Origin of the sequence: Rhodococcus xishaensis (assembly GCF_004011825.1) — a bacterium.
Classification (GTDB): domain Bacteria; phylum Actinomycetota; class Actinomycetes; order Mycobacteriales; family Mycobacteriaceae; genus Prescottella; species Prescottella xishaensis.
Map to the genome: position 1 here is coordinate 171,071 of NZ_RKLO01000005.1, position 15,291 is coordinate 186,361.

Genomic DNA, 15,291 nt, shown 5'->3' on the forward strand with positions numbered 1-15,291 from the left:
CGACCGCCTCCGCGGCTGCCCTATCGCTCCTCGGACACCTCGTCGGGCGCCTCGACCAGGTGCTTGAACGGCTGCAGGTTCGCCAGGGACTCGCCCCGGGATACGCGCCACTCCCATTCCCGCTTGATCGACGACGCGAAGCCGAGTTCGAGCAGCACGTTGAAGTCTCCGTCGGCGGCCTCGAGCACCTGGCCGAGCACACGATCGAGCTCGTCACCGGTCACGGCGTGCGACGGGATCCGCCCGGTCAGGTAGATGTCACCGATCTTGTCGAGCGTGTAGTGGACGCCGTACAGCCGGCGGTTGCGGCGCAGGAGATGTTTGTAGACCCCCTCGAAGTTCTCGTCCGGCTTGCGGCACACGAACGCCTCGACGCGGACGCCGTGGTTGCCGACGGTGAGCAGCGCCGTCGTCCCGAGCTTGTGCTCGCCGGGCAACTTCACGATGAACTGGTTCTCACCCCGGCGGGTGTAGTCGAGCTCGCGCTCCTTCAGCGCGCCGCCGATGACCTCTGCGACGACACCCGGGTCTCGATCCAGTTCACTCATATCCGCACCCCACCCTGTTGGACACTCTTGCGGCGCAGCCTCCACAGCCCCCGTGACCGCGGGGAGAACTCGCCGCCCTCCGACATCCGCTGGTACTTCGCGGTCGCGGCCTGATAGCTGGCGAGCAACCCGTCGGCGGTGTGTTGCCAGGAGAAATTCTCCGCGTGCCGCGGCGCCCTGGCCGCCAGTTCGTCGAGGCGGTCGGGCGTCGTCACGAGGGACTGCAGCGCCGATGCCCAATCGTCGATACGGTGCCCCTGCACGAGCAGCCCGGTCCGTCCGTCCTGCACGGCTGTACCGAGTCCCCCGACGTCGGCCGCGACGACGGGGGTTCCGCACGCCTGAGCCTCGATCGCGACCAGGCCGAACGATTCCGAATAGCTCGGTACCGCAACCAGGTCCGATGCACAGTAGACAGCTGCCAGCTTCTCGGGCGGCTGCGGGGGCAGGAAGGTCACCCGCGCCGAGATTCCCAGTGACGCGGCGAGCTCGATCAGCGAATCGGGCCTCTCGAGGCCCGTGCCGGACGGTCCGCCGACGACCAGCACCCGCAACGGTAGGTCCGCCTCGCGGGCCATCACCTCGGCCGCGGCCCGCAGCAAGACGTCGGGCGCCTTGAGCGGCTGGATCCGTCCGACGAACGTCACGATCGTCTCGGACGGGTCCAGTCCGAGAGCGACCCGCGCCGCGCGGCGGTCTCCGGGCCGATAGCACTCGAGATCGGCGCCCGGGGCGACGACGTCGACGTTGTCCGCGCACGCCCCGTAGATCGAAGTGAGCTGGGCGGCCTCCTCGGCGGTGTTGGCCGTCAGACGGTCGGCCTCCGCGACCACCTGCTGCTCACCGATCCGGCGGGCCGCCGGCTCCGGGGTGTCGCCGTCGGCGAGGGAGGCGTTCTTCACCGCCGCGAGGGTGTGTGCGGTGTGGACCAGAGGTACGCCCCACCGGTCCCGTGCAAGCCAGCCGACCTGGCCCGACAGCCAGTAGTGCGAGTGCACGAGGTCGTAGTAGCCAGGCTCGTGCCGCACCTCCTCACGCAACACCCCCGCCGCGAACGCGCACAGCTGCGTCGGCAGCGCGTGCTTGTCGAGGCCCTCGTACGGACCGGCCTCGACATTGCGGACGCGGACACCGGGCGCGGCCTCCTGCACCAACGGATCGTCCGACGACGTCGCGCGGGTGAAGATGTCCACCTCGACACCGCGACGAGCAAGTTGGATCGCGGTCTGCAACACGTACACGTTCATTCCGCCCGCGTCACCGGTGCCTGGCTGGGCTAGCGGCGAGGTGTGTACGGAGAGGACGGCGACCCGTCGGGGTTCCGCGCTGTGCTTGGGTGTCACGCGTCCATAGTGCCCTGTCGCGCTGCCGTCGGGTAATTGCACCTGCAACCACGCCATGGAACCCCGCACCCTTCCCGGTGCGCCGCCCTGTCCGGTACGAGGACCTTCCCCGTACGACCTTCCCCGTACGACACTGTCGGGCCCGTATGTGAACATTCAACTCATGAGCGTTCTGGTTTGCTTCCATGCACATCCCGACGACGAGGTATTCCTGACCGGCGGAGTGATGCGGCAGGCTGCCGATGCCGGCCACCGCGTCGTCGTGGTCACCGCGACCGACGGCGCACTCGGCCAGGTTCCGGACGGGCTGCTCACTGACGGTGAGACCCTCGCGCAGCGTCGCCGCCGCGAACTCGAGGCGTCGACGAGCGCCTTGGGCGCGCACCGGGTGGTGATGCTGCACTACGCCGATTCCGGCATGGCTGGGACGGCGGGCAACGCGAATCCGGACGCATTCTGCAACATCGACGTCGACACTGCGGCTGCCCGGCTCGCCGAGATCCTCGCCGAGGAGTCCGCGGATGTCCTGACGATCTACGACCCCAACGGGGGCTACGGACATCCTGACCACATTCAGGTGCACCGCGTGGGGGTGCGCGCGGCCGAATTGGCGAACGTGCCGCACGTGTACGAGGCCACGATCAATCGCGACCACATTCGTGGGCTGACACAGTCCAACCCCGAGTGGACCGAGGATGCGCAACCGCCGGATCTCGACACATTCGGCCTGCCCGACTCGGAGATCACGACGGTCATCGACGTGAGCACGGTGCTCGCCGCGAAGCGGGCGGCGATGTTCGCGTACGAGACACAGATAGGCGACTTCGGACCGTTTCTGCACATGCCCGAGGAACAGCTGCAGGCCGCGTTCGGCCGGGAGTGGTTCCGTCGCCACGGCACACCGGCGGGAGCGAGGGAGACCGCCCTCCCGCTGGAGGGTGTGAGCGCCTCAGACCGAGGCGGCAGCGCGGATCGCGCCGTCGAGCACGGTCAGGGCGTCTTCGAGCAGGTCGTCGCCGATCACTAAGGGCGGCAACAGACGGATCACATTGCCGTAGGTGCCGCAGGTCAACACGATGACACCCTGCTCGAGGGCGTTCGCCGCGACGGCCCTGGTGAGGTAGGCGTCCGGCTCGGTAGTGCCCGGCACAACCAGTTCGATCGCGATCATCGCTCCACGACCGCGGACGTCACCCACGGCGGGAACCTCCTCAGCGAGGGCTCGCAGCCGACGCGTCGCGATCTCACCTATCCGGCGGGCACGGGCCGGCAGTTCGAACTCGCGCATCGTCGCGAATGCGGCGAGGGCAGCAGCACACACGACTGGGTTGCCACCGTAGGTACCGCCCAAGCCACCGACGTGCACCTTGTCGAGCAGATCGGCGCGGCCGGTGATGGCCGATAGCGGCAGGCCACCTGCGATGCCCTTGGCCATCGCGATGATGTCCGGGACGATCCGTTCGTCCTCGCACGCGAACCAGGAACCCGTGCGAGCGAAGCCGGTCTGGACTTCGTCAGCGATGAAAACCACGCCGTTGCTGCGCGCCCATGCGACCAACGTCGGGAGGAATCCTGTTGCGGGAACGATGAATCCACCCTCACCCTGAATCGGTTCGACGATGACCGCTGCCACCGACTCCGCGCCGATCTGATTCTCGATCCGGCTGATCGCACGCCGGGCGGCCTGCTCGCCGGTGAGACCGGCCTCGTCGCGGAACGGGTACGACATCGGCATCCGGTAGATCTCGGGCGCGAACGGCCCGAAGTTCTTCTTGTACGGCACCGACTTCGCTGTCAGCGCCATCGTCAGGTTGGTGCGGCCGTGATAGGCGTGGTCGAAGGCGACGACGGCGTCCCGCCCAGTGGCCAGGCGCGCCACCTTGATCGCGTTCTCGACGGCCTCCGCGCCGGAGTTGAACAAAGCGGTGCGCTTGTCGTGGTCGCCGGGGGTGAGGGCGGCAAGCTCCTCCGCGACCTGCACATAGCTCTCGTACGGCGTGACCATGAAGCACGTATGGGTGAACCGGCCGACCTGCTCCCGCACCGCGGCCGCCACCCTCGGATCCGATGCACCCACGCTGGTGACGGCGATCCCCGCGCCCAGGTCGATCAGCGAGTTGCCGTCGACGTCGACGACCACACCACCGTCCGCGTCGGCCGCGTAGACGGGGACACTGGAACCGACACCGGCTGCGACCGCCGCGCGGCGGCGCGCGGCCAACTCGATGGACTTGGGGCCCGGCAGTTCGGTGACGAGTGCCCGTTCCTGGGGAAGACGGTAGGAAATGGTACGCATGGGAGATTTCCTCCGAAAAATGTTGTGACGCGGGCGTCCACCGGTGGTGGCGCTACCAATGTGCCCTACTCACATGGCGCTACATCTCCCAGAATGGCAGGTGCGAGCGGCTCTCGTTCACGATCTCGACGAGTCGCAGAGCGCGGTTCACACCCGCACGCTCGCCTTCCGCATGGCCGCCAGCGGATTCGAGTACAGCGAGCTGAGCGAGACCGCACAGGCCGCGTGCTCCTGTACCCGCTTTCCGAACCTCGTGATGTGGGCGTCGGCGCCCCCGACCCGCCCGGCGCGCGAGAGCGCCTGTGCCACGTGGGGTACAGCCTCGGGGTAGTCGGTGAACGCCTGCCCCCCGAGCGTGACCCGGTCCGGGTTGAACAGGTCGCGTACCACCGCGACGGCACGCCCCAGAGTCTGCGCGCGCTCGGTGAGGATCTGCTGCGCGGCGGTCGATCCCGACCGCGCCTCCCGATACAGTGCCACGATCGGCGGCAGCGTCGCGGTCGTCGGCAACACCCCTGCGCGCTGCGCCGCTCGCAGCACACCGCGATCACCGACGGTCACTTCGAGACAGCCGGTGGCACCACATTCGCAAGGCACGTCCGAACCGGTCGAAAGATGCGCGATGGAACCAGGGCCGGCCGCCGGCGTATGGACTCTTCCATCGAATGTGACTGCGACACCAACGGTTTCACGGGCGTAGAAGTACAGTTCGTTCCCCCGCTCCTCAGTGTTCACGGTCCGCTGCGGAGTAAGCAGCAACTCGGAGGCCGCCATCGCCTCCACCTGCGCAGCAACCGATACCGGCAACCCGAAGCCTGAACCGATCACGGCACCGACCCGGGCGCCCGTCCACCCGAGACGCGCGTGGTCCACCACGCCGGTTGCAGGATCGACACGGCCACCGAGCGCGACGCCCACCCAGAGAGGCCGGCGGCGGTGCCAGCGCGTCACGAAACGGCGCGCGCTTGCGGTGATCGTCGCGAGAGCCGACTCCGAGCCTCCCCGCGGTGTCGGAAGGTCCACGCCACCGAGGATCCGCCCCCGTAGGTCCGAGACGATGACGCTCGTGACAATCGCGCCGATGTGGATGCCGACGGTCAGGTACGGCTCATGGTTGATCTCGAACGGGATTCGGGGACGTCCGGCGGCTCCGGAGACGGCGAGGTCGGGACGCTCGCGCAGCAGCCCTGCGGACAGCATCGCGCTCACGTGACGGTTGACGGTCGCCGCACTCGCGCCCGACGCCCGGGCACCGTCGTCGCGGTAGATCGGTCCACCGAAGGCGGCGGCCCGGAACACCGCAGCGGCCGGGCCCTCGGTGACGCCCAGGGTGGGTGACACGATGCGCGATCGGCGGCTCGCGGGACGGGTATCGGCAGTGCTGAGAGGTCGAGGGGAGCCGGTCCGCGCGGTCGCGGACCCCGCCTGGGGTGCGTGTGGTGCTGCGATGAGCATGGGATGTCCTTACCCGCCCTGGCTGGGACGGCTGTCGACGCGGTCGAGGGCCGTGCTGCCGATGGGATGCCGACGCCAATGTAGGCATCGGGTGATCACCGAGAAAGGAAGGGTGAGCGGCGCAGAATCAGCAGCACACGGTGCGGCAAGGACAACAGAGTTCCCGCGGACGCGGCAGCCGGGAGCCCAACGCAGCGGTCACGTAGGTGACCCGCGGAGCGGACGTGGCGCCGGACGACATGACGATCAAGCTAGCATCCGCAATCCCACCCGCCGCGCCCGTCCCCGGTCACACCGTCGTTCGGCACTACGATCGGGCCATGATCTTGTCACCGGACACCCGCGTCGCCGTCGTCACCGGAGCCAGCTCCGGAATCGGGGAAGCCACCGCCCGCACCCTCGCCAAGCAGGGGTTTCACGTCGTGCTCGGCGCCCGTCGCATCGATCGCCTCGAGACCACCGCCGCAGAGATCGGCGGAACAGCGCTCGAACTCGATGTGACCGACGAGGATTCGGTGGACGCCTTTTGCACGGTCCTCCCACGCGTCGACGTCCTCGTCAACAATGCCGGCGGAGCCATGGGGCTCGCGCCCGTCAGCGAGGCGGACCTCGACGACTGGCGCTGGATGTGGGAGACGAATGTGCTCGGTACGCTGCGGATGACGAAGGCCCTGCTCCCGAGGCTCATCGAGTCCGGCGACGGCTTGATCGTCACGGTTACCTCGCTTGCGGCATTCTCCGTCTACGACAACGGCGCGGGATATACCTCGGCCAAGCACGCGGAGGGGTTGCTGCACCGCACGTTGCGGGGGGAACTGCTCGGCAAGCCGGTCCGGCTCACCGAGATCGCGCCGGGCGCGGTAGAGACCGAGTTCTCGTTGGTTCGGTTCAAGGGTGACGAGGAGCGAGCCAAGCGGGTCTACGAGGGTATGACGCCTCTGGTCGCGCAGGACGTCGCAGAGATCATCGGGTTCGTCGCTTCCCGGCCGTCGCACGTCAACCTCGACCAGATCATCGTCAAGCCGCGCGACCAGGCCAACTCGGAGCGTTTCCACCGCACCACGGACTGACCTCGCCTCATGCAGCACACCGGCGGTCCCGCAACGAGGACGGCGGACGATGTCCTCGGTGACGGCGACCGCCTGCTGCACTGCTCATTGGTCCACTGTCGTCAGGTCATGTTCAACAGTCCCGCACTACCGGACCTCTTGTCAGGATCCGGCGGGACTGACAGCTCAGACTTGATGCTCTCGCCCACGCGTGCACTGAGCACACCCGCCACCATCCCGAACTCGCCGATCCTTCTCCCCACCGCGTCGTCGAGGGCTGACTCGAGTGTGCTCAGCGTGTTGCCAACGCGTTCTGCGAGTAGGTCGAACCCCGATGCGGCACCCGCGAGTTGCTGCGGATCCACCCACATCTCGTCACCCACCGTGTGCCTCCCTCATGATCGGTGCCCGCCAGTCGTGTACGTCGTCACGATCAGAGTCGGGCACGGTCTGTCGCGAGGCGGCCGGGTCGAACTCCGTCGCGACGGTCGGTACGAGATTCCGAACGCTCGGTGCACCCGGGGTGAGGTCGGGCAAGTCCACCTTGTCGGCCCCCCACGCGGTGACCGGGGCCATCAGGTCCCTGACCCGCGCACGAACGTCAGTCGTGGCCGCGCGAGCAGCGGCATCCACCGACGCCGCGAGCCGGTCCGGCGTTGTCCGCGCGAACGCCGCCGGATCGATCCACACCGACAGCACCGCCCCTGCGGCATCGACGGTCACCCGGGCCAGACCGTCCGGTGACTCAGCTTCGGCCGTGGTGCGCGAGACAGCCTCCTTCGCCGACGCCAGCGCCTCGGTCTGTGTCTGGAGCGCGCCGAGCATTTCGTCGACCTGGGCTCGCAGTGCTGAATTGCTGTTTCTGAGGCCCTGCCGTACTTCGTCTCGAAGCCTGTTGTCGACCATCGATCCCTCCCGTTTCTCCCCTTTGCTGGGTTGGACGCGGGAGGTTCCCGATCGGTTCCTACACCGGGCGGGTGTCAGTAGGCCGTCTCGCGCGCCCTGATCGTGCCGAGGAGTTTGGAGATCTCCGCCGCGAGCTGGGGCACCGATGCGGGCGAGACCACGATGTCGGTCGCGTCCCGGAGTGCATAACGCCCGTCGCCGCCGAAGTCGAGCCAGTGCAACCCCACGCCGTCGGTGGTGGGTCGGCTGTCGTACGAGATACCCGCGAACGCGGTGATCTCCCCGATTCCGGTACGTGGACGCCGCAGCAGTGCGAGCGCCTCTTCCCGTAGGCCAGTCGCTCCTGCCGAAACGAGCAGCGGGCCGCCGCCGGGTTTCAGATCGGTCCGCCGGAACGTGACCGGGGCGCGGGACCCAGCGGGCATCGCGGGGAGGGCCGAGGCGATCGCCTCTGGGAGCTGCGCCGGCGCCACGCCGTGCAGCAGAACGTCACCGCCACTGTCGACGTCGGGCCCGGGCATCTGGATCGCGAGTGTTCCCGTGCCGCCGCGGATTGCTCCGTGCATGCGGACAGCGACGGTGTCCTCTCGGCCGACGAAACCGGACACCTCGATCCGGATGTCGGGTTCGGCGAGCACCGTCAGGTGCCGGTACAGAGTCTCCGTGACCCGGGGTAGCCACGATTCCGCTGCGGCTCGCCGTAGATGATCCAGCTCGTCCTGAGTGTCCGCCGTCGGCCGGTAGCGCAGCGGATACGGCAGGCGGTCGCGTCCGAGTTGTCGCCACAAGACCTCGAACTCGAGCCCGGTGAACTCCCAGACCTTCGAATACTCCATGAAGGGGTAGACGCATCGGGCCGTTGGACGGTTCCACCGGCCTGACCGCCCAGTCCCTCTCCGTAGGAGCGGGATCCCGCAGGAGTCGACGAAGAATGGGCGCTCAGGCTCACGGTCCCGATCACGCGAGCGCCGACATCGACAGCCACGTCGGCCAGTCCACGGCCCAGTCGTAGATGTCTCCGTCCGCGGCGGACAGGTCGATCCTGGTACCGGTGACCTCCACAGGGTCGCCGTACATAGCCATGCCGAAGTATTCCTCGGCGTCCGAGAGCGAGAGGTTGATGCACCCGTTCGTCACGTTCGACGCCCCCTGGACCCCGATGGTCGCGGGGTTGGCGTGAATGAACTCGCCGTTGTTCGAGATCCGGACCGCCCACCGCTCACGTACGTTCTCGTAGTACGGAGGGTTCGACATCACGAAGTCTTCGTGCTTCTCGGAGACGACGTGGACGCCGCTGCGGGTGACGTTGCGGTCCTCGTTGCCCTCCCCGTAGCTGACCGGGATGTCCATGACCGTCGCACCGTCGCGGACCACCTGCATGCGATGGCTCGGCGCGTCGGCCTTGACGATCTGGCTGCGCCCGATCGTGAAGTCCAGCGACAGGTCACTCGCCCCGTAGGCGCCGTCGCCGAAGTCGACGCCGTAGAGCTTGGCGTCCAGATCGACGGTGGTGCCGGGAACCCAGTAGTTCTGCGGACGCCAGTGCACTCGGGCACCGTGATCGTCCGCGAGCCACGCCCACGACCCGGTGGTCGGCGGGTCGGTGGTGATGTGCAGCGCCTTCTCGACGGCAGCCTTGTCAGCGATCGGACCGTCGAACTGCAGCATGATCGGGGCAGCGATGCCCACGACCTGCCCGTCGGCGATGTTGGTGCGCGCCGCCGTCGTGGTATCTGGATCGAGCGTCGTGAAGCTCCCGGCGACCGGGACGCTCTTGCCGTCGCTGCCGACCGCTGTCCCCGACCAGGTGTACGTCCCGCCGTAGCCCAGCGGCTCGGTGATCGTGTACGACGTCCGGTCGGGAGCGAGCGCTCCCTGCACGACCTTGCCCGACGCGTTGGTGAGGGCGATGCTCTCGAGCACCCCCTGGTGTACCCGGACCGAGATCGGATCGACCGGGTTCACGTTCTGGGTATCGGCGGCGGGTGTCTCGACAACCTGCGCGACGGGCTTTGCGGCCGCAGGGTCGATCGCGACCCCTCCGGTCGCGCAGCCCGCCAGGAGGGACAGTCCCACCAGCGCGGCCAGCACCGCCAGCAGACCTACCCGATGCTTCCCAGAACCCTGATGACGCACGGATCCAACGGTACGCTCGGTGCGTCAGTGGCTTTCGCCCGCTCGACGATCGATCCAGATCTCCGCAGATCCAGGTCCCTGCAGCCCAACGCCTCCGCAAGAGGCACGCTCAGATCGAGCAACCAACCGTGACCGGCTCCGGCTCGAGACGCACCCCGAATGCTGCCTCGACGCCGTCGCGGATGGTGCGGGCCAACGCGACGAGGTCGCTGGTGCTCGCTTGCCCCCGGTTGGTCAGCGCGAGCGTGTGCTTGGTGGACAAACGTACCGGTGACTCGACGCCCGGGTAGCCCCTGCCGAACCCGGCACGCTCGATGAGCCAGCCAGCCGACAGCTTGGTACCGGGGTTGCCCGGGAATTGCGGGACCTTCGTGTCCTCACCGACTTTCGCCTTGATGGCGTCGAGCACCGGGGGCAGGCTCGCGTCAGGGATCACCGGGTTGGTGAAGAACGACCCGGCGCTCCAGGTGTCGTGGTCGTTCCCGTCGAGCACCATGCCCTTGCTGCGGCGTAGCGCGAGGACGGTGTCGCGGACCTCCGCGGTGGGACGCTGCTCACCTTCCCGCACACCCAAGGCGACGGCGAGCTCGCGGTACGTGAGTGGCGCGCTCGCCCCGTCGGGGCGGACCGTCATCTCGACAGCGAGCACCAAAGCGTCGCTGCGGTGCTTGAGGACACTGGTGCGGTAGCTGAGGCCCAGCTCGGACGGGTCGACCCAGCGCACCTCACCGGTGGTGCGGTCGAGCAGCTGCACCCTGCGCAGCAAAGACCCCACTTCGACGCCGTACGCTCCGACGTTCTGCACGGGCGTTGCGCCGGTCGAGCCGGGGATGCCGGACAGGCACTCGAGCCCGCCGAACCCGGCCGCGACAGTCTTGGCGACGACGTCGTCCCACACCGCGCCGGCCTGCGCGAGCACCGTGTCCTCACCGAGTTCGACACCCGCGTCAGCGACGCCGACCACCACGCCGTCGAACCCGTCGTCGGAGATCAGCAGGTTGGATCCACCGCCCAGGATCAGCGTCGGAACGCGCGCGTCGTCGAGCAGACGCACGACGGCGACGAGAACGTCGGTGGACGGGCATTCGGCCAGCACTGCAGCGGGGCCACCGAGTCGCAGGGTCGTCAGCCTCGACAGCGGCACACGCTCGGACAACTGCGCGCCGGCCTGCTCGAGGCGTCCCCGGATAAGTGGATCCAACACGTGGAAACGGTAGCGTGCCGTTCATGGCCCGTCGCATCGAGCACTCCGCGCACTTCCCTCACACGGTCGCGACCCTGCATGCCGCCTTCATCGACGAGCACTATTGGCGGGCCTGGTTGCAGGAGGTCGGCGGGCCCGGCGCGAAACTCGACAAGGTTGCGGTGGGCGAGGGCACGATCGACGTCGCGATGACGCAGTCCGTCCCCGCCGAGCACCTGCCGTCGATGGTGACCAAGATCCGCCCGGGTGACCTGATTATCAGCCGTACCGAATCGTGGCAGGCGCTACAGGGTGCACGCGCCGAGGGCACCTTCTCGGCCAAGGTCGACGGCACCCCCGGGCAGCTACGCGGCACCATGTCCCTCACCACTGACGGCAACGGATCGCTGCTGGTCATGGAGGGTGAAGTGGAGGTCAAGCTGCCAGTCTTCGGCAGCAAGATCGAGTCCGTCATCGCCGGACAGGTGATTGAACTACTCGACGCCGAGAAGGACTTCACCGCCCGCTGGACGGCGTCGAGCTAGTCAGTACTTTCGCCGACGCAACTGCTGTCGAACGGTAGCCTGCCGGTCATGGCTCGTCGCATGGACTACTCCGCCAGGTTCGAGCACCCTGCCGAGAAGGTGTACGCCGCGCTGGGTAACCGGGACTACTGGGAAGCGCGGATGGAAGAGATGCGCAAGTACTCGGACAACCACATCGGATCCCTCGAGGTGACCGACGACGGGATCGATCTGGTGCTGCATCATGTGTTGCCGCGCAAGGATCTACCCGAGATTGCACAAACCGTGCTGAAGAAGGACCTGATCATCACCCGCCGGGAGACTTACACCCGATTCGGGGAGCCGGTGACCGGCACCTACGAGGCCTCGATCCCGGCCGGGCCGGGCAGCCTCACCGGAACCATGGAATTGTTCAGCACCGACACCGGGTGCACGCTCCGCACGTCGTCGGAGGCGAAGGTGTTCATCCCGATCGTCGGCGGCAAACTCGAGCAACTGATGCTGACAAGTCTGGTCGACGTGTTCCAGACCGAAGCCGACGTCACCGCTGCCTGGCTCGCGCAGCAGTAGCAGGCGTGGGCGGGGCTGACCCAAGGTCATCACCCGCGAACCCGCGGGGACCGACAGGCTGGGGATCAACAGGCTGCGGAAGCGGCGACTAGTCGCACACCCCCAGCGCATGCTCGATGCGCTCCGCGACCTGCTGCGGCCGACCATCACATTCGGCACGCAGTTCCTCGGGGTCGATGCGCCCGATCGCGACTCCGTCGCTGACGACCTCGTCGAACAGATCCTGCGCGATCCCACCCGCCGCGAGGTCCAGTGCGGTGCACAGCGGCGTCGTGATGGGGAACGCTCCGGTTTGTTCGCAGTCCTCTGGCCGCAGTTCCCTGCGGTGTAGCGCGAGCCGGCGCGTCGGCGCCGGAGCCGCCCGCGCCGTCGTCAGGTGGACGAAGCTGGGATGCAGGTGACCGAGGCCGTGCAGTTCGGCCGCACTCTGGTGAGAGACCACCGCAGCGCCCTCGAACCAAGCACACCACTTGGCGTATTCCTCGAGATCGCTGCGCGGGAATGAGGCGAGACGGAACAGATCCCGTTCGATCCGCAACCAGGACCCCTCGGCCAGGCGGCCGTTGATATCCTCGGCAGAGCAGCCAAGACGGAGCGCCTGCCTGGTCGTGAAATACCCCGCTTGCCTCAGCGCAAGACGACGCAGGTCCTCCCCCGCCTCGGGAGTGGGTTCGCGCCGCGGATCTTTCCAGCCCGCCATGAAGACACCCTACTGCGACATCGTGTCCTAGATCACAGTTTTTCGGACCGAGGTGTCCGTACCGAGTCCACATTCACAGAATCGACTCAGAGTCTTCCGGCAGAATCGCTGACATGTCGGCACCAGTGAATGCGCCTCAGATGCCCAGCGCCCCCCGGCCCAAGCGCCGCAAGGCACTCGTGATCTCGCTGATCGTGGTCGCGGCGCTCGTCGTCTCACTGGTCGGCGTCGAACTGTTCTTCCGTAACCGCGCGACCAGTTGCATGGAGTCGCAGTTCCGGAGCGAGCTCGGCTCCGACGTGAGCGTCGGTCTCAGCTGGAAGCCGGTACTGCTACAGATGGGCGGGAGCATTCCCTACGTGACGATCGACAGCACCGGTCCGTCGTTCGGTCCGGCGCAGGGCATGGAGGTCCATGCCCGCGCCAACGACATTCAGGTCACCGACTCCCCGGACAGCAGCGGCACCATCGGCAGCTCGACCGCCGACGTCACGTGGAGCACCGAGGGCATCCTCGCGACCGTGCAGTCGCAGCCGCTGGGCAGCCTCGTCGACTCCGTGACCGCCGACCCCAGCACCGGCACCCTGATGTTCATGGTCGGTCCCGCGGGCATCGCCGATCTGACAGTGCGCCCGACGGTGCAGGACGGGCAGGTGCAGGTCGAGACGGTCGGTGCCGCGATCCTCGGCTTCGGGTTGCCGACCGCGCTCGTCGACGGGATCGTCCAGACACTGACCGACAGCCTGCAGCAGTACCCACTCGGGATGGAGCCGACAACACTGGCCGTCACCGACGACGCGGTCGATCTGCACCTCGAGGGCGGTCAGTATGTGATGCCGCCGCAGGACCCGAACGCACCGCAGCCCGAGTGCGGCATTCTCTGAGCGCGCCGACCCGGTTGGGTCAGGGCGTGGCCACGATCCCGGCGAGTGCTGCGGAGCCCACCGCGCACTTGGGAGCTGTCATGTAACGCGGAGCCCGTCGAGCACCGTGCGGGTTCTGGACAATCCCAGTCGGGTGGCGCCGGCGTCGATCATCGCGAGCGCGTCGTCTGCGGTCCGGATGCCGCCGCTGGCCTTGACGCCGAGCCGCCCACCGACGGTCTGCGCCATGAGCCGCACCGCGTCGACACTCGCCCCGCCCGCCGGGTGGAAGCCGGTCGACGTCTTCACGAAGTCGGCTCCGGCCCGCTCGGCGGCGCGGCACGTCTCGACGATCGCGTCGTCGGACAGCACCGCCGATTCGATGATCACCTTGAGCACCGGTGTGTGCCCGATCGCCTCGCGGACGGTGAGGATGTCGGCGTGCACCGCGTTGTACTCGCCGGCGGCAGCGGCGCCGATGTCGATCACCATGTCGACCTCGGCGGCACCCTGGTCGACCGCGAGTCGAGCTTCCGCGCCCTTGATGAGCGAATGATGCTTGCCGGAAGGGAATCCGGCAACAGTCGCGAGAACTGGCCCCGGTGCGTCCCCAGTGGCGCGCAGAGGCAGCATCGACGGCGATACGCAGACCGCGTACACACCCAGTTTTCGAGCCTCGTCGACCAGCACGGCCACGTCGGCGTCGGACGCAGCCGGATCGAGGAGCGTGTGGTCGATCATTGCAGCGACCTCGGAGCGTCCCAGCGCGGTGTCGGACATGCCTCGTAGCTTGGCACAGCTCGCTAGCATCATGGTGCATGAGCTCCGACGACACCGTGCACGCGCACGATGACGACACCGCGCGGCCGCGCGAAGACGGCACCGTGCACGCCGAGGAGATCGCCGCAACGTTCGACGCGGCGGCCGAAGACTTCGACCGCGTGACTCCCGACGTGTGGGGACCGGCGGGACAATGCTTGGTGTTCCAGGCAGGGCTACGTTCCGGGGACACTGTGCTCGACGTCGGTAGCGGTACCGGTGCGTCGGCGCTACCCGCCGCGGCTGCTGTCGGCCCGACCGGTCAGGTGCATGCGATCGACCTCTCCGACGAGATGCTCGAACGCGGGCGGGTCAAGGCTTCGGAGCGAGCGCTGCTCAACATCGAGTTCGTCAGCGCCGACGCGACCACGTGGGAGGCACCCAGCACGGTGCCCGAGGCCGGCTACGACGCACTGCTCAGTTCGTATGCGGTGTTCTTCCTACCGGAGATGGACGAGGCGTTCGCGCGTCTGCTCCGGTTGGTGCGCCCCGGCGGCACCGTCGGGGTCACTGCATGGCACGAGACGGCACTGCGCGACTACGCCACCACATTCCTCGACGCCCTCGGCCCGCACCTGCCGCAACCGCTGCCCGACCGCACCACCGAAATGGAGCCCGCCCAGCGACTCGACACCCAGGACAAGCTGCGCACGTGGCTCACGGCGGCAGGCACCGAGGCCGTCGAGGTGCGCGAGTTGTCGAACCTGATCCCGGCGACGGAGGAGTTCTGTTGGGGCTTCGTGCTGGGCAGCGGCTTGCGTGCGACCCTCGCAGGCCTGGCTCCGGACGTCGTCGAGCAGGTCCGCACCGACTTCATGACGCTGATCACCGACCGCGGACTGCACACCATCGACGCGTCCACGCTCGTCGGCACGGCCAAAGTTGTCGGGTTCGGGTGA

At 67.9% G+C, this 15,291-nt stretch carries 16 protein-coding genes and 1 pseudogene; 6 read left to right on the forward strand and 11 right to left on the reverse strand.

The window, feature by feature from the left end; genetic code table 11:
* Positions 1-20: 20 nt before the first annotated feature.
* Positions 21-548, reverse strand: coding sequence for a type III secretion system chaperone family protein (locus tag EGT50_RS13030; protein WP_127955076.1), 528 nt, complete (start codon positions 546-548; stop codon positions 21-23).
* Positions 545-1,948, reverse strand: a complete 1,404-nt coding sequence (gene mshA / locus EGT50_RS13035) for a D-inositol-3-phosphate glycosyltransferase (protein WP_164873409.1) — start codon at positions 1,946-1,948, stop codon at positions 545-547. The genes EGT50_RS13030 and mshA overlap by 4 nt, the downstream gene beginning before the upstream one ends.
* Positions 1,949-2,054: 106 nt before the next feature.
* Between mshA and EGT50_RS13040 the strand changes: the two are divergent.
* Positions 2,055-2,825: pseudogene (locus tag EGT50_RS13040) on the forward strand (PIG-L family deacetylase); the annotation flags it as partial.
* Between the two features lie 15 nt (positions 2,826-2,840).
* On the opposite strand, the gene gabT reads toward EGT50_RS13040, so the two are convergent.
* Positions 2,841-4,187 carry a 4-aminobutyrate--2-oxoglutarate transaminase gene (gene gabT / locus EGT50_RS13045; RefSeq protein ID WP_127955079.1) on the reverse strand — a complete coding sequence of 449 codons (1,347 nt, stop codon included), beginning with the start codon at positions 4,185-4,187 and terminating at the stop codon, positions 2,841-2,843.
* Between the two features lie 147 nt (positions 4,188-4,334).
* On the reverse strand, positions 4,335-5,642 hold the full coding sequence (locus EGT50_RS13050) for an ROK family protein (RefSeq protein WP_127955080.1): 1,308 nt from the start codon (positions 5,640-5,642) through the stop codon (positions 4,335-4,337).
* 320 nt (positions 5,643-5,962) lie between these two features.
* On the opposite strand from EGT50_RS13050, the gene EGT50_RS13055 reads away from it, so the two are divergent.
* Positions 5,963-6,712, forward strand: a complete 750-nt coding sequence (locus EGT50_RS13055) for an SDR family NAD(P)-dependent oxidoreductase (protein WP_127955081.1) — start codon at positions 5,963-5,965, stop codon at positions 6,710-6,712.
* Between the two features lie 101 nt (positions 6,713-6,813).
* Here the strand turns inward: EGT50_RS13055 and EGT50_RS13060 are convergent, their stop codons facing one another.
* The 5 genes from EGT50_RS13060 to EGT50_RS13080 all read right to left on the reverse strand — a co-directional run bounded on the left by EGT50_RS13060 (position 6,814) and on the right by EGT50_RS13080 (position 10,937).
* The gene (locus EGT50_RS13060; RefSeq protein ID WP_127955082.1) at positions 6,814-7,074 is read right to left on the reverse strand and encodes a hypothetical protein; all 261 of its coding nucleotides are present in this window, start codon (positions 7,072-7,074) and stop codon (positions 6,814-6,816) included.
* A complete protein-coding gene (locus EGT50_RS13065) occupies positions 7,067-7,597 on the reverse strand; it encodes a YbaB/EbfC family nucleoid-associated protein (RefSeq protein ID WP_127955083.1) in 531 nt (176 codons plus the stop codon). Before EGT50_RS13065 ends, EGT50_RS13060 begins: the two co-directional genes overlap by 8 nt.
* 74 nt (positions 7,598-7,671) lie before the next feature.
* Positions 7,672-8,433 (reverse strand): ESX secretion-associated protein EspG, encoded by a 762-nt coding sequence (locus EGT50_RS13070; RefSeq protein WP_127955084.1) that lies wholly within the window; start codon positions 8,431-8,433, stop codon positions 7,672-7,674.
* A 121-nt stretch (positions 8,434-8,554) separates the two neighbouring features.
* Positions 8,555-9,733 (reverse strand): L,D-transpeptidase, encoded by a 1,179-nt coding sequence (locus tag EGT50_RS13075; RefSeq protein WP_127955085.1) that lies wholly within the window; start codon positions 9,731-9,733, stop codon positions 8,555-8,557.
* A 109-nt stretch (positions 9,734-9,842) separates the two neighbouring features.
* Positions 9,843-10,937 (reverse strand): UDP-N-acetylmuramate dehydrogenase, encoded by a 1,095-nt coding sequence (locus tag EGT50_RS13080; RefSeq protein ID WP_127955086.1) that lies wholly within the window; start codon positions 10,935-10,937, stop codon positions 9,843-9,845.
* A gap of 23 nt (positions 10,938-10,960) precedes the next feature.
* On the opposite strand from EGT50_RS13080, the gene EGT50_RS13085 reads away from it, so the two are divergent.
* Positions 10,961-11,461 carry a DUF2505 domain-containing protein gene (locus EGT50_RS13085; RefSeq protein ID WP_127955087.1) on the forward strand — a complete coding sequence of 167 codons (501 nt, stop codon included), beginning with the start codon at positions 10,961-10,963 and terminating at the stop codon, positions 11,459-11,461.
* Positions 11,462-11,509: 48 nt separating this feature from the next.
* Entirely contained in the window at positions 11,510-12,010 is a 501-nt protein-coding gene (locus EGT50_RS13090) for a DUF2505 domain-containing protein (RefSeq protein ID WP_127955088.1), read from the forward strand.
* 88 nt (positions 12,011-12,098) lie between these two features.
* Here EGT50_RS13090 and EGT50_RS13095 read toward each other — a convergent pair whose 3' ends face one another.
* Complete coding sequence (locus tag EGT50_RS13095; RefSeq protein ID WP_127955089.1) at positions 12,099-12,710, reverse strand: type IV toxin-antitoxin system AbiEi family antitoxin domain-containing protein; 612 nt, start codon at positions 12,708-12,710, stop codon at positions 12,099-12,101.
* A gap of 140 nt (positions 12,711-12,850) precedes the next feature.
* Between EGT50_RS13095 and EGT50_RS13100 the strand changes: the two genes are divergently transcribed.
* Positions 12,851-13,594 (forward strand): LmeA family phospholipid-binding protein, encoded by a 744-nt coding sequence (locus tag EGT50_RS13100; protein WP_127955303.1) that lies wholly within the window; start codon positions 12,851-12,853, stop codon positions 13,592-13,594.
* A gap of 78 nt (positions 13,595-13,672) precedes the next feature.
* Here the strand turns inward: EGT50_RS13100 and deoC are convergent, their stop codons facing one another.
* On the reverse strand, positions 13,673-14,353 hold the full coding sequence (deoC, locus tag EGT50_RS13105; RefSeq protein ID WP_127955090.1) for a deoxyribose-phosphate aldolase: 681 nt from the start codon (positions 14,351-14,353) through the stop codon (positions 13,673-13,675).
* 38 nt (positions 14,354-14,391) lie between these two features.
* Here deoC and EGT50_RS13110 point away from each other — a divergent pair, with 38 nt between their 5' ends.
* Positions 14,392-15,291, forward strand: coding sequence for a class I SAM-dependent methyltransferase (locus tag EGT50_RS13110; RefSeq protein ID WP_127955091.1), 900 nt, complete (start codon positions 14,392-14,394; stop codon positions 15,289-15,291).

Excerpts from the sequence above, each read along its gene's own strand:
- EGT50_RS13030 (WP_127955076.1), bottom strand. The coding sequence starts at position 548 with ATGAGTGAACTGGATCGAGACCCGGGTGTCGTCGCAGAGGTCATCGGC.
- mshA (WP_164873409.1), bottom strand. The coding sequence starts at position 1,948 with ATGGCGTGGTTGCAGGTGCAATTACCCGACGGCAGCGCGACAGGGCAC.
- gabT (WP_127955079.1), bottom strand. The coding sequence starts at position 4,187 with ATGCGTACCATTTCCTACCGTCTTCCCCAGGAACGGGCACTCGTCACC.
- EGT50_RS13050 (WP_127955080.1), bottom strand. The coding sequence starts at position 5,642 with ATGCTCATCGCAGCACCACACGCACCCCAGGCGGGGTCCGCGACCGCG.
- EGT50_RS13055 (WP_127955081.1), top strand. The coding sequence starts at position 5,963 with ATGATCTTGTCACCGGACACCCGCGTCGCCGTCGTCACCGGAGCCAGC.
- EGT50_RS13065 (WP_127955083.1), bottom strand. The coding sequence starts at position 7,597 with ATGGTCGACAACAGGCTTCGAGACGAAGTACGGCAGGGCCTCAGAAAC.
- EGT50_RS13070 (WP_127955084.1), bottom strand. The coding sequence starts at position 8,433 with ATGGAGTATTCGAAGGTCTGGGAGTTCACCGGGCTCGAGTTCGAGGTC.
- EGT50_RS13085 (WP_127955087.1), top strand. The coding sequence starts at position 10,961 with ATGGCCCGTCGCATCGAGCACTCCGCGCACTTCCCTCACACGGTCGCG.
- EGT50_RS13090 (WP_127955088.1), top strand. The coding sequence starts at position 11,510 with ATGGCTCGTCGCATGGACTACTCCGCCAGGTTCGAGCACCCTGCCGAG.
- EGT50_RS13095 (WP_127955089.1), bottom strand. The coding sequence starts at position 12,710 with ATGGCGGGCTGGAAAGATCCGCGGCGCGAACCCACTCCCGAGGCGGGG.
- EGT50_RS13100 (WP_127955303.1), top strand. The coding sequence starts at position 12,851 with ATGCCCAGCGCCCCCCGGCCCAAGCGCCGCAAGGCACTCGTGATCTCG.
- deoC (WP_127955090.1), bottom strand. The coding sequence starts at position 14,353 with ATGTCCGACACCGCGCTGGGACGCTCCGAGGTCGCTGCAATGATCGAC.
- EGT50_RS13110 (WP_127955091.1), top strand. The coding sequence starts at position 14,392 with ATGAGCTCCGACGACACCGTGCACGCGCACGATGACGACACCGCGCGG.